Annotated in this window: 14 protein-coding genes; 10 read left to right on the plus strand and 4 right to left on the minus strand. The window is 57.6% G+C overall.

Translation table 11 applies throughout. The features are described 5' to 3' along the window. Window positions 1–8 precede the first annotated feature (8 nt). Together mobA and PMI30_RS16505 are read left to right on the plus strand one after the other, a co-directional pair. On the plus strand, window positions 9–611 hold the full coding sequence (mobA, locus tag PMI30_RS16510) for a molybdenum cofactor guanylyltransferase MobA (protein ID WP_008009359.1): 603 nt from the start codon (window positions 9–11) through the stop codon (window positions 609–611). A 76-nt stretch (window positions 612–687) separates the two neighbouring features. After that, on the plus strand, window positions 688–909 hold the full coding sequence (locus PMI30_RS16505; RefSeq protein WP_008009361.1) for a YgdI/YgdR family lipoprotein: 222 nt from the start codon (window positions 688–690) through the stop codon (window positions 907–909). 88 nt (window positions 910–997) lie between these two features. On the opposite strand, the gene PMI30_RS16500 is transcribed toward PMI30_RS16505, so the two are convergent. The 3 genes from PMI30_RS16500 to PMI30_RS16490 form a co-directional block, all read right to left on the minus strand. Further along, a complete protein-coding gene (locus tag PMI30_RS16500) occupies window positions 998–1,888 on the minus strand; it encodes a pseudouridine synthase (protein WP_008009362.1) in 891 nt (296 codons plus the stop codon). Window positions 1,889–1,960: 72 nt separating this feature from the next. After that, window positions 1,961–2,281, minus strand: coding sequence for a hypothetical protein (locus PMI30_RS16495; protein ID WP_008009365.1), 321 nt, complete (start codon window positions 2,279–2,281; stop codon window positions 1,961–1,963). Window positions 2,282–2,443: 162 nt separating this feature from the next. After that, the gene (locus PMI30_RS16490) at window positions 2,444–2,686 is read right to left on the minus strand and encodes a glutaredoxin family protein (protein ID WP_032835369.1); all 243 of its coding nucleotides are present in this window, start codon (window positions 2,684–2,686) and stop codon (window positions 2,444–2,446) included. Between the two features lie 209 nt (window positions 2,687–2,895). Between PMI30_RS16490 and PMI30_RS16485 the strand changes: the two genes are divergently transcribed. Continuing rightward, on the plus strand, window positions 2,896–4,608 hold the full coding sequence (locus PMI30_RS16485; RefSeq protein WP_008009367.1) for a cation:proton antiporter: 1,713 nt from the start codon (window positions 2,896–2,898) through the stop codon (window positions 4,606–4,608). 1 nt (window position 4,609) lies between these two features. On the opposite strand, the gene PMI30_RS16480 is transcribed toward PMI30_RS16485, so the two are convergent. Further along, complete coding sequence (locus PMI30_RS16480) at window positions 4,610–5,818, minus strand: ammonium transporter (protein ID WP_008009369.1); 1,209 nt, start codon at window positions 5,816–5,818, stop codon at window positions 4,610–4,612. 305 nt (window positions 5,819–6,123) lie between these two features. Between PMI30_RS16480 and PMI30_RS16475 the strand changes: the two genes are divergently transcribed. The 7 genes from PMI30_RS16475 to PMI30_RS16445 all read left to right on the plus strand — a co-directional run bounded on the left by PMI30_RS16475 (window position 6,124) and on the right by PMI30_RS16445 (window position 11,308). Further along, entirely contained in the window at window positions 6,124–6,438 is a 315-nt protein-coding gene (locus tag PMI30_RS16475) for a DUF883 family protein (RefSeq protein ID WP_008009371.1), read from the plus strand. Window position 6,439: 1 nt separating this feature from the next. After that, window positions 6,440–6,829: a phage holin family protein gene (locus tag PMI30_RS16470; protein WP_008009373.1), complete on the plus strand. Its 390-nt coding sequence runs from the start codon at window positions 6,440–6,442 to the stop codon at window positions 6,827–6,829. After that, window positions 6,826–7,164 carry a hypothetical protein gene (locus PMI30_RS16465; RefSeq protein ID WP_008009374.1) on the plus strand — a complete coding sequence of 113 codons (339 nt, stop codon included), beginning with the start codon at window positions 6,826–6,828 and terminating at the stop codon, window positions 7,162–7,164. The genes PMI30_RS16470 and PMI30_RS16465 overlap by 4 nt, the downstream gene beginning before the upstream one ends. A gap of 123 nt (window positions 7,165–7,287) precedes the next feature. Next, window positions 7,288–8,451: an EAL domain-containing protein gene (locus PMI30_RS16460; protein WP_007895047.1), complete on the plus strand. Its 1,164-nt coding sequence runs from the start codon at window positions 7,288–7,290 to the stop codon at window positions 8,449–8,451. A gap of 67 nt (window positions 8,452–8,518) precedes the next feature. Then, window positions 8,519–9,850: a deoxyguanosinetriphosphate triphosphohydrolase gene (locus tag PMI30_RS16455; RefSeq protein WP_008009376.1), complete on the plus strand. Its 1,332-nt coding sequence runs from the start codon at window positions 8,519–8,521 to the stop codon at window positions 9,848–9,850. A gap of 170 nt (window positions 9,851–10,020) precedes the next feature. Continuing rightward, entirely contained in the window at window positions 10,021–10,425 is a 405-nt protein-coding gene (locus PMI30_RS16450) for a response regulator (protein WP_008009379.1), read from the plus strand. A gap of 256 nt (window positions 10,426–10,681) precedes the next feature. Continuing rightward, entirely contained in the window at window positions 10,682–11,308 is a 627-nt protein-coding gene (locus PMI30_RS16445; protein WP_007895044.1) for a response regulator, read from the plus strand. The last annotated feature ends 6 nt before the right edge of the window (window positions 11,309–11,314 follow it).

The following is an 11,314-nucleotide window of genomic DNA, read 5'->3' on the forward strand; positions in this document are numbered from 1 at the left end:
GAAGTGCGATGACCTCGAATACACCTCTGGCGCCCTGCTCCATTCTGCTCCTGGCCGGCGGTCGCGGCCAACGCATGGGCGGTCAGGACAAGGGTTTGCTGGATTGGCACGGCGAGCCACTGATCGCGCATCTGCACCGTAAGACGCGCCCACTGAGTGATGACCTGATCATCTCCTGCAACAGAAACCTGGAAAAATATGCGCCTTATGCGGATCAGTTGGTCCATGACGACGAAGGCGACTTTCCGGGGCCGTTGGCGGGTATTCGCGCAGGCCTGAAGGCGGCCCGTCATGCCTGCTTGCTTGTGCTGCCTTGCGATGTGCCACGCATCGATGCCGCGCTGCTCCAGAACATGCGTGAAACTGCCGGGCAGCATCCGGACAAACCGCTGATGCTGCGCCATGGCGAACACTGGGAACCCTTGCTGTGCATGATTCCTGTCGCCCTTTCAGCGGCTTTCGAGACTGCCTGGAACGAAGGTGAGCGCAGCCCGGGTCGCCTTATGCGCAAACTGGGCGCCACTGCCCTGCAATGCCCGGATAACGACCCTCGCCTGGCCAATCTCAATACGCCGGAACTGTTAAGCACACATCACACTGTGTCAGACTGACACGCGAAGGAACTTGCGCGCGTTGTATACGTCTCAAGCTCAGCAATCAAAAGAATTTCCATTCGGAGACACACCCATGACCCAACGGACCCTCGCCACTTTCATGCTCGCACTGGGCCTTGCGACCCTCGCCGGTTGCGCATCGCCTACAGTGATCACCTTGAATGACGGTCGAGAAATCCAGGCCGTCGACGCGCCTAAGTACGATGAAGAATCGGGCTTTTACGAGTTCGAACAACTGGATGGAAAACACACCCGCGTCAACAAGGATCAGGTTCGCACCGTTAAAGAGCTGTAATCTTTGCGGCGACACCAGATACAGAAAAGCCCGCTTTAAAAGCGGGCTTTTTCGTGGGTGAAGAAAAGCAGAGTCGTTAGCCCTGTGATCACCACTGCAAGGTGATAGTGCTTTCGAATTCTCTGTCCTGCCCCGTGACCGGATCGACAAATCGCAACCCTTGAGCCAACAGCTTCAAGGGGTTGGCATAGTCATCTTCTACGTCCTTGAGCACCTGCGGATAGAACGGATCATTGCAGATGCTGGCCCCCAGGGCCGTCATGTGAACTCGCAACTGATGTTTCTTACCCGTCACCGGGTACAGCGCATAACGCCAGAGTTCACCGTTTTTTTCCCTGACCTCGACAGCCGTCTCGGTATTGCTGATGCCTGGACCTTCTTGCATGCGAAAAAACGGCTCGCCATCGATAAGTCGACTTTTATGGACCAGCGGGAAGGAGTGTTCAGGCAATGCCCGGGCGATTGCTTCATAGCGCTTTTCGATCTGGCGTTTAGGAAACAATGACTGATACGCCGACCGACTCTGAGGGTTGGCTGAAAACAGCACCAGCCCCGCCGTATGCCGATCGATGCGATGCAACGGTACCAAGTGCGGGTTATCCAGGCGTCGGATCAGCCTCCGTAGCAATGTTTGCTCAACGTATTCACCCGCCGGAGTCACAGGCAGAAAGTGCGGCTTGTCCGCCACCACCAGATGCTCGTCGGCATAGAGGATCGACTCCACTACCGGGATCGGTTTTTCGTCCGGCACCTCACGAAAATAATGAATCCGCAGGCCTTCCTTGTAAGGCAGGTCCAGGGCGATCGGCAGCCCTTGCCCATCGAGGACACGACCGCGAGCAATTCTGTCCAGCCATTGTTCACGACCGATGGCGCTGAAGTGTTCGCACAGGCAATCGAGTACGGTCTGCCACGGCCCCGGCGGCAGATAGAGTGTGCTGGCCTGGTTATGTGCAGCAGAAAAAGATGAAGTGGACATACGAAAAGCTCTGACCCTCAATGCAGGGCGGCATTATCCAACAGTGGCCGGAACGAACCTAGAAGAGAATCCTCAGGCCGGTATCGACTGTGTTCGAGCGGCCGCTTCGGTGAACTCCTTGAGCCAGCGCAGCACATCGACCGCTTCCCAGCGCCCCGGATCATAAAGCGCATACAACAAACCCTGATAGCCCACGACATCCAGCTGCCGGTGATAGCCCGCACGCTGGAACAAGGCTTCGATTTCGGCGAAACAGGTATTGAAATGCAATTTGTTGAAGGGCGTTTTCCCTTCCGTGACCAGGCCATCCAAACGCAATTCGACAACGGCCTCGCGCACCACGTCCGCCGACATCCGGTTCACGCTGTTCTTCAATTGCTCGACATTGACCAAGGTTCATCCCTCTGACGTCCGGGATCGGCTGCCAAACCCAAAACCGGGAAAAGCATGGCAGGCAATCTGAATAACTGTATGCACATACAGTAACCGAATAACCTGCCTTTGGCCAATGGATGAAACGAGGATCGCGACAGGTGGGGCGCATCGCCAGCAGCGTCAGGGTTCGCGCAGGAACGCCACCACTTCATCGGCACCGAATGGCCATCCCAACTCAGCGCCGGTATCGACCCGTCGCAACACCGGAATACGCAGACTGTAAGCTTCGAACCAGGTTTCATCGTCAGCGATATCCACCAGTTCCACCAACAGACCACGCTCGACAAACTCCATCAGCATGGCTTCGGCGACTTCACAAAGATGGCAACCAACGGTGCCGAACAGCTGACATTCAGGAGGCATGACGACAAGACCCATCGAAGTAAGCGCTCATTCTAGGCCCGCTATCAAAAGCAGTCGAGCCGATGCCCCATCTGTCTGAACAATGGCTGATTTCAAGAGATTTCGGCAAACTCCTGACGCACATCATTCGCCTCAATGGTCATTTGCGCGATGCTCGCCTCTTTTTTGCCTCTACGCTTGAGTAGCCAGAACCCTCACCGGAGCTTTTTGTGTTCGCCAATCTGTTGATCATCTTCACCTCCTCTCTGGTGGTGATTGCACTGTTCCAGCGCCTGCGCTTGCCGCCGGTGCTGGGCTACCTGTGCGTAGGGCTGATGATCGGGCCGACAGCGTTCAACTGGGTGAATGAAAGCGAAGAGCTGCCCGACCTTGCCGAGTTGGGCGTGGTGTTCTTGCTGTTCTCCCTCGGGCTTGAGTTTTCCCTGTCGAAAATGCTCGCACTGCGCCAGGTGGTATTTGGCCTGGGCAGCCTGCAAGTACTGGGTTCCGGGATTGTGCTGGGGGGGGTGCTGATGCTGTTCGGCATGCCGACCACGCCGGCACTGTTACTCGGCACCGGTTTGGCGCTGTCGTCCACCGCCATTGTCAGCAAGGAGTTGAGCAGCCTCGGTGAGCTCTTCAGCCGCCACGGCCAGAATGCCATCTCCGTGCTGTTACTCCAGGACGTGGTCGCGGTGTTGCTACTGACCCTGGTGCCGGTGTTCGCCGGCAGCAGCGACCAGGCCTGGTATTGGGCGCTGCCTTTGACGCTGGGCAAGACCATAGTGCTGTTCGTCGGCCTGCTGCTGGTCAGTCGCTGGTTTCTGCCACGGCTGTTCCATGAAGTCGCCGCGTCCAGGTCCGCAGAGTTGTTCGTGCTGTTGGCGCTGGTGATCGTTTTGCTGACGGCCTGGTTGACTCACCTGCTTGGCCTCTCCCCAGCCCTAGGCGCCTTTCTCGCCGGCATGCTACTGGGGGAAAGTCACTACCGACATCAGATCGAGGCGGACATCCGTCCGTTCCGCGACATTCTGCTCGGGGTGTTCTTCGTCAGCATCGGCATGCTGATCGACTTGCGGTTGTTTGCCAGCCACGGCCTGCTGATTCTCGGTCTGACGCTGGGATTGCTGCTGATCAAAGGCACCGTGGTCGCGCTGCTGGTCAAATGGCGCGGCAGCGATGTCGAAACCGCCTGGCGTAGCGGCCTGGCATTGGCTCAAGGGGGCGAATTCTGCTTTGCCCTGATGGCGCAGATGCAGCAGAGCAAACTGATGCCCGCCGACTTCGGTGGCCTGCTGCTGGCCGCCACGTTCTGCTCGATGCTGGTGACGCCTTTACTGCTGCGCGCCGCTCCCCACATCGCCACACGTCTGCATCACAAGCCCAACGAAGAAGCCGAACTCGAAGCAATCAGCGCGCTCAACGCAGGCTTGCACAATCACGTAGTGATTTGTGGCTACGGCCGCGTAGGCCAGTCCATCGGGCGGGTCCTGCGTAATGTAGATCAACCTTACATTGCGCTGGATACCGACCCGGGGCGGGTTCAGGAAGCAGCCGTCAATGAAAGCTGTGTTCATTACGGCGACTCACGTCGCGGCGAGCTGCTGGTCGCGATAGGGCTGGAACGCGCTCGACTGCTGGTGGTCGCCGTGGACAAGACAGACATCGCACTGCTGATACTCAAGGAGGCACGCCGGCTCAACCCGAGCGTGTCGATCCTGGTGCGCACACGGGACGACAGTCAGTTGGCCGAGTTAAAGGCGGCTGGCGCCAGCGAAGTCGTACCCGAATTGCTGGAGTCCAGCCTGATGCTCGCCTCCCACGCGCTGATCATGCTGGGCATACCCGGCCAGCAGGTGCGAGACCGGGTCGACCAGGTACGGCGTGACCGCTATCGCCTGCTGCACGGTTTTTACCCCGGCGCAGACGATGAGGAACGGTGATTCAATCCTGACTCACGGCGCCGATCTTGTGCACCGACAAGTCCGCGCCGTAATACTCCTCTTCCTGGCTCAGGCGCAGGCCATGGAACGTCTTGATCGTGCCATAAACCGCAAAACCGCCGGCCAGCGCCACGATCACCCCCACAGAAGTACCGATCAACTGGCTGACCAGGCTCACGCCCCCCAAGCCACCCAAGGTGGTTTGACCAAAGATGCCGCAAGCGATCCCGCCCCAGACACCACACAGCCCATGCAAAGGCCAGACGCCCAGCACATCATCGATACGCCATTTGCCTTGAGCCGCGGTAAAGCACCAGACAAACAGTGCCCCGGCGATGGCACCGGTCACCAATGCGCCCACCGGGTGCATCAGATCCGATCCGGCGCAGATCGCCACCAACCCGGCCAATGGGCCGTTATGCAGGAAGCCCGGGTCATTGCGCCCCACGATCAACGCCGCCACAGTGCCGCCGACCATGGCCATCAGCGAATTCACCGCCACCAGCCCGCTGACCCCTTGCAAGGTCTGGGCGCTCATCACGTTGAAGCCGAACCAGCCGACGATCAAAATCCACGAACCCAACGCCAGAAAGGGAATGCTCGACGGTGCGAATGCCACAAGTCGCCCATCGCGATAACGACCTTGCCTTGGGCCGAGCAACAACACCGCCGCGAGTGCCAGCCAGCCGCCCATGGCGTGAACCACTACAGAGCCTGCGAAGTCATGGAAGCTGGCGCCAAAGCGCTCCAGCAACCAGGCCTGCAGACCAAAGTTGCCATTCCAGATCATGCCTTCGAAGAAGGGATAGATGAACGCCACGATCAGCGCCGTCGCACACAACTGCGGCACGAACCGGGCGCGTTCGGCGATGCCTCCGGAAATGATTGCCGGGATTGCCGCAGCAAAGGTCAACAGAAAGAAAAACTTCACCAGCCCATAGCCATGGTCGGCAGTAATCACCGCCGCCGGTTGCATGAAAGTGACCCCGTAAGAAATCCAATAGCCTATAAAGAAGTAGGCCAGGGTCGAAATGGCGAAGTCGCTGAGGATCTTCGACAAGGCGTTGACCTGGTTCTTTTGTCGAACCGTACCCACCTCGAGAAAGGCGAAACCGGCGTGCATGGCAAGGACCATGACCGCACCGATAAGGATGAACAACGTGTTGGAGCTATGGACCAGACTGTCCACAGCACTTTGCAGATTTTCCATGGATTGGCAGACCTGAAGGCTGAAAAAAGCACCAAAGCAGTTCGCGCGGACGACTGACGCACCAAGTTGCAGCTCATCCAGACCGCAGCGCTAATCTGGATGAACCGCTTTGGCGCACAAGACTGCAGCCTTTGCGCGAGTTTTGATTATTTGAGTTAAGGTTTTCCTGAAATCATGCCCAGCAACAGCGCAATGGCGCAGGCTGACGCACCACGACACAGCAAAAGTTGTACCAGTCATTTGTACTGAACCTTCACGCAAGGCTCATACTCGAACGCTTCAGAAGCCACTTACGGAGATCACCAATGGCACGCACCACGGCAAAGACTGCTCAAGAAGTTCTGATGGAAGATTTTCAGACGCTGGTCACCGACACTGAAAGGTTGCTGGAACACACCAAATCCCTGGCTGGCGATCAAGCCGATGAGTTGCGCCAGCAGATCCATGACAGTCTGCTGCGCGCGCGGGAAACCCTGAGATTGACCGAAGACTCTGTGCGCGAGCGCGGCAAGGCCGCTGTCACCGCCACGGAAGATTACGTCCAGGCCAACCCATGGCAATCGGTCGGAATTGCGGCTGGCGTGGGTTTCCTGATTGGCCTGCTAGCCACTCGGCGCTGATATGGCGATCGGCGAATCCGGCTCGTCCGAGACGGGCACCGGCTCATCACCGCGGCGCCTCGGTGCCGCGTTTCTTGGCCTGCTGCACAGTCATGTCGAACTGTTCGGCATTGAATTGCAGGAACAAAAAGCACGCACCGTAAGCCTGTTGCTGTTTGCAGGCCTGACGCTGGTCTTTGCCTTGTTATTGCTGGTGGGCTTGTCGACGCTGGTGTTGATCCTGTTTTGGGACACCTATCGCCTGGCAGCGATCATCGGGCTCTGTGTGTTCTATACCCTCGCAGCGTTGTTCTGTGCGATGCGCTTGAGAGCAGCGATCTTCGATGAATCCTCGCCCTTCCATGGCACCCTGGAAGAGTTGGCCAATGATCGGGAGCGTCTGTTGCCATGAGCATGCCTGAACTTCCCCGCAACAGCTCGCGCACGGAAATGCGCAAGGCACTGATCCGCCTGCGCATGGAAATGCATCGCCAGGAAATTCGCCACGAATCCCGACACCTGTTGCATCCCCTGCAACGCGTGCGTGACATGACGCAAAACCTGCAAGACGGTCTCGGCATCAAACACGCCCCGCTCTGGGGCATCGCGGCCGTGATCGGGTTGGGCTTTCTGACCGGCAAGGGTGCCAAGGGTGGCGGTATCGGCAGCCTGACTCGGCTGGCTCGCCTGGGTGTCACCCTGGGGCCACTGATCAAGCTGATCATGCAGAACTCGCGCAAACACTAATCAGTCCTGTTTGGCTGCATTCTTGCAATACCACCGGGATCAACCTCTTCATCGAGAGGTTGATCCTGCGTGCCTGCCTGATGTCCAGGTTTACCCAGAACAACCCCTCACTAAGGAGGCCTCGTGATCGACGGGCAACCGCTCGCCTGCTTTCAGCCGTTCATCGATACCGCGACGGGCCGCATCGCTGGCGTCGAAGCGCTGGGTCGACTGCGTCAGGCCGACGGTCAACTGACCTCGGTAGGACCGCTGTTCGCCGACCCGCGAACCCCCGCCATCGCCCTGCGTCGTCTCGATCGCCAGATTCGCGATGATGCGCTGAGCCGTCTGCATGAAGCGCCCCCGGACTGGTTTCTCAGCCTGAACATATCGCCCCGCTGGATCAGTCGCTTGCGCCGGGACCAGGCACTGCCAAGCCTCAAGCAGCTGAGCAGGCATGGCGTCGACGCGCAGCGAATCGTATTCGAAATCACCGAACTGGGCGGCGACAGCCAGCGCCTGGCCGAAGTCGTGGCCCGCTACCGACAAGCCGGGGCGCGGATCGCCATCGATGATTTCGGTGCCGGTTACTCTCAGCTCGATCGCGTGCTGGCTCTGCAACCGGACATTCTCAAGCTCGACATGCGATTGTTCCAGGCCGCCGCGTTGGGAGGCCCCAGCAGCGACGTGGTGAAGGCACTGGCGCAAATGGCGGAGAAAACCGGTTGCTGGATTATCGCCGAGGGCGTGGAAACCGAAGCTCAACTGAATTTTGCCCTGGAGTGTGGTTCACGCTACGTACAGGGCTTTCTGTTCGCCCGTGCGCAAGCTGATTTCTTCGCCACTGATGCCTTTGTCGAGCGCTTCGCGCAACTGCGCCAGCGCTATGTTCAGCAAAAACTGGCTGAACGTGCTCGTCTGATGATCATGCGCCAGCAACTCAGCGAATTGATGACCATCCTGCAAGCCTGGGCTCAAGCCAGCGCGCCCCTCAGTACCTTGCCACAACTGGAAGCGTTTCCCTGGTTGTTGCGCTTTTATCAATGCGACCGCCACGGCACGCAGCTGACCCCCAACCTGGAATGGCGCAACAACGGCTGGGAAGCCGATAACCGCTACCTGGGCCATAACTGGTCATGGCGCCCCTACTTTTATCACTTGCTGGCCGAGGGTTGGGATGAGCGCCGGCTGACGCTTTCCAACACCTACCGCGATGCCACCAGCAATCAGTACTGCCTCACCGCCGGGCAATTCTTCGATAACGGCGAGCGACTGCTGCTCATCGATATCGATGCCGCAGGGCTCTAGTTCTCCTTGCAGGGACCGGCGCGAACCGGGAAGCTAGGGGATCAGTCACCTGACGGAGAAACCAGCCTTGGATTGGCAAACCCTGCTCACCCGCGAACGCCTCGGAAAGCCTGTGCACAGCCCGGAAGAACTCGGCCGCAGCCCTTTCCATAAAGACCACGACCGCATCATTTTCTCGGGCGCGTTTCGCCGTCTCGGGCGCAAGACTCAGGTCCATCCGGTCTCCAGCAACGACCACATCCACACGCGCCTGACCCACTCGCTGGAGGTCAGCTGTGTCGGCCGTTCGCTGGGCATGCGTGTCGGTGAAACCATCCGTAGCGCCCTGCCCGACTGGTGCGAACCGAGCGACCTGGGAATGGTGGTGCAATCGGCTTGCCTGGCCCATGACATCGGTAATCCGCCCTTCGGCCACTCCGGCGAAGACGCGATCCGCCACTGGTTCCAGCAGGCCGCAGGCCGTGGCTGGCTGGATGCGATGAGCGAAGCCGAACGCAATGACTTCCTCAATTTCGAAGGCAATGCCCAAGGTTTCCGGGTACTTACCCAGCTTGAATACCACCAGTTCGAAGGGGGTACCCGCCTGACCTACGCCACGCTGGGCACCTACCTGAAATACCCGTGGACGGCTCGGCACGCCGACTCACTGGGCTACAAGAAGCACAAGTTCGGCTGCTATCAGAGCGAACTGCCGCTGCTGGAACAGATCGCTCATAAACTCGGCCTGCCCCAATTGGACGAACAGCGCTGGGCGCGCCATCCGCTGGTGTACCTGATGGAGGCCGCCGACGACATCTGCTACGCGCTGATCGATCTGGAAGATGGCCTGGAGATGGAGTTGTTGGAGTACGCCGAAGTCGAGTCCCTGCTGCTGGACCTGGTGGGCGACGACCTCCCTGAAACCTATCGCCAGCTCGGCCCACAGGATTCGCGTCGGCGTAAACTGGCGATCCTGCGGGGCAAAGCCATCGAACACCTGACCAACGCAGCAGCCCGAGCATTCGTCGAGCAACAGGACGCGCTGTTGGCCGGCACGCTGCCTGGCGACCTGGTGGAACACATGCATGGCCCCGCCAAACGCTGCGTCTTGAATGCCAAGGACATGGCGCGCAAAAAAATCTTCCAGGACAAGCGCAAGACACTCCACGAAATCGGCGCCTACACCACCCTGGAAATCCTGCTCAACGCCTTTTGCGGCGCGGCACTGGAGCAGCACAACGGCCGTACGCCATCCTTCAAGAACCGGCGCATACTCGACCTGTTGGGCAATAATGCGCCCGATCCTCATGGCCCTTTACACACCTCCTTCTTGCGCATGATTGATTTCATCGCCGGCATGACCGACAGCTATGCCAGTGAAATGGCGCTGGAAATGACCGGTCGTTCAAGCCACGGATAGAAGCGTATCGGTCAGCCGGGCCAGAGCACTCTGAACGGCTGATCGAATGTCTCGACATTCATCTGTATTTCAACGTCGACAGAATCGCCCTACACCTTGTGCAGAGCGGACTGATCGATTGTTCGACCATCTCGCGAAATAATCACACTCCCCTGCTCGACAGATGACGCATGAAAACTCCTACGTTCAAACATGATTGGCGCATCTTGCTGGTGGAAGATCATCCCTTTCAGCTACGGGCGACTCAGTACCTGCTCGAGAGTTATGGCTTCACCCAACTGACCGCCACTGACAGTGCCGAAGGCGCCTTGCAGCAAATGCTCAAGGCTGCGCAACCGTTCGATATCCTTCTGTGCGACCAATGCCTGCCCGACCTTCCAGGCCTTGATTTGATCGAATACGCCAGTCACCGGGGGATGATCAGGCAGGCAATACTTCTGAGCAGCCTGACAACTGTCGAACTGGACAAACTTAAAGTAATGGCCTACGAACATGGACTGCCCTTGCTCGGCTACTTGATAAAGCCATTGAAACAATCAGACTTCAGAAACTTATTGACCTTGGCCTCAGCATAAAAACGCAAAAACCCAAACACACTACAAACATGACCAAACCATAGATCCATACCTCTAACTCAATACTTTCAATCTCTCGACCAGCCCTACCAAATTTTTGCTCTTCCTCATGCAAAACCTAGTTGATACGTAGTCCTATTCTTCTTCGGTTGTAGGACTTTTCCTATATTGCTGCTACAGCCCCCTCAGTTCATGCGGCCCCTCAACTATCTGAGCTAAGGTGCGCGCTTTATTTGTGCACGTATGGGATTTGATTATGAACTCCGTTTTTATTGTCGACGATCACCCTGTTATCCGCCTTGCCGTTCGAATGCTGCTGGAACATGAAGGTTACAAAGTCGTCGGCGAAACTGACAATGGGGTCGATGCAATGCAGATGGTTCGCGAATGCATGCCTGACCTGATCATCCTCGATATCAGCATTCCCAAACTGGATGGGCTGGAAGTTCTCTCCCGTTTCAACGCCATGAGCACCCCCCTCAAAACACTGGTATTAACTGCACAGTGCCCGACACTTTTCGGTATTCGCTGCATGCAGTCCGGTGCATCGGGCTATGTATGCAAACAAGAAGATCTCAGTGAACTGATGAGTGCGATCAAAGCGGTCTTATCAGGTTACAACTACTTCCCCAGTCAAGCCTTGAACCCTGTTCGTCGTGACGACGCACGCTGGGCCGACCTGGAACTATTTAAATCCGTTAACGATCGAGAGCTGATGGTATTACAGCTTTTCGCTCAAGGCCGTACCAATAAAGAAATCGCCAAGGGCATGTTTCTCAGCAACAAGACGGTCAGCACTTATAAAAAACGACTCATGCAGAAACTCAAGGCCAAGTCCCTGGTTGAACTCATCGATATGGCAAAACGTAACGCGTTAGTGTGAGAAACA

Origin of the sequence: Pseudomonas sp. GM50 (genome assembly GCF_000282375.1) — a bacterium.
Lineage (GTDB): Bacteria > Pseudomonadota > Gammaproteobacteria > Pseudomonadales > Pseudomonadaceae > Aquipseudomonas.

Bases quoted from the DNA above. Each gene is read 5' to 3' on its own strand.
- mobA (WP_008009359.1), top strand. From the start codon at position 9: ATGACCTCGAATACACCTCTGGCGCCCTGCTCCATTCTGCTCCTGGCC.
- PMI30_RS16505 (WP_008009361.1), top strand. From the start codon at position 688: ATGACCCAACGGACCCTCGCCACTTTCATGCTCGCACTGGGCCTTGCG.
- PMI30_RS16500 (WP_008009362.1), bottom strand. From the start codon at position 1,888: ATGTCCACTTCATCTTTTTCTGCTGCACATAACCAGGCCAGCACACTC.
- PMI30_RS16490 (WP_032835369.1), bottom strand. From the start codon at position 2,686: ATGCCTCCTGAATGTCAGCTGTTCGGCACCGTTGGTTGCCATCTTTGT.
- PMI30_RS16480 (WP_008009369.1), bottom strand. From the start codon at position 5,818: ATGGAAAATCTGCAAAGTGCTGTGGACAGTCTGGTCCATAGCTCCAAC.
- PMI30_RS16475 (WP_008009371.1), top strand. From the start codon at position 6,124: ATGGCACGCACCACGGCAAAGACTGCTCAAGAAGTTCTGATGGAAGAT.
- PMI30_RS16470 (WP_008009373.1), top strand. From the start codon at position 6,440: ATGGCGATCGGCGAATCCGGCTCGTCCGAGACGGGCACCGGCTCATCA.
- PMI30_RS16465 (WP_008009374.1), top strand. From the start codon at position 6,826: ATGAGCATGCCTGAACTTCCCCGCAACAGCTCGCGCACGGAAATGCGC.
- PMI30_RS16450 (WP_008009379.1), top strand. From the start codon at position 10,021: ATGAAAACTCCTACGTTCAAACATGATTGGCGCATCTTGCTGGTGGAA.
- PMI30_RS16445 (WP_007895044.1), top strand. From the start codon at position 10,682: ATGAACTCCGTTTTTATTGTCGACGATCACCCTGTTATCCGCCTTGCC.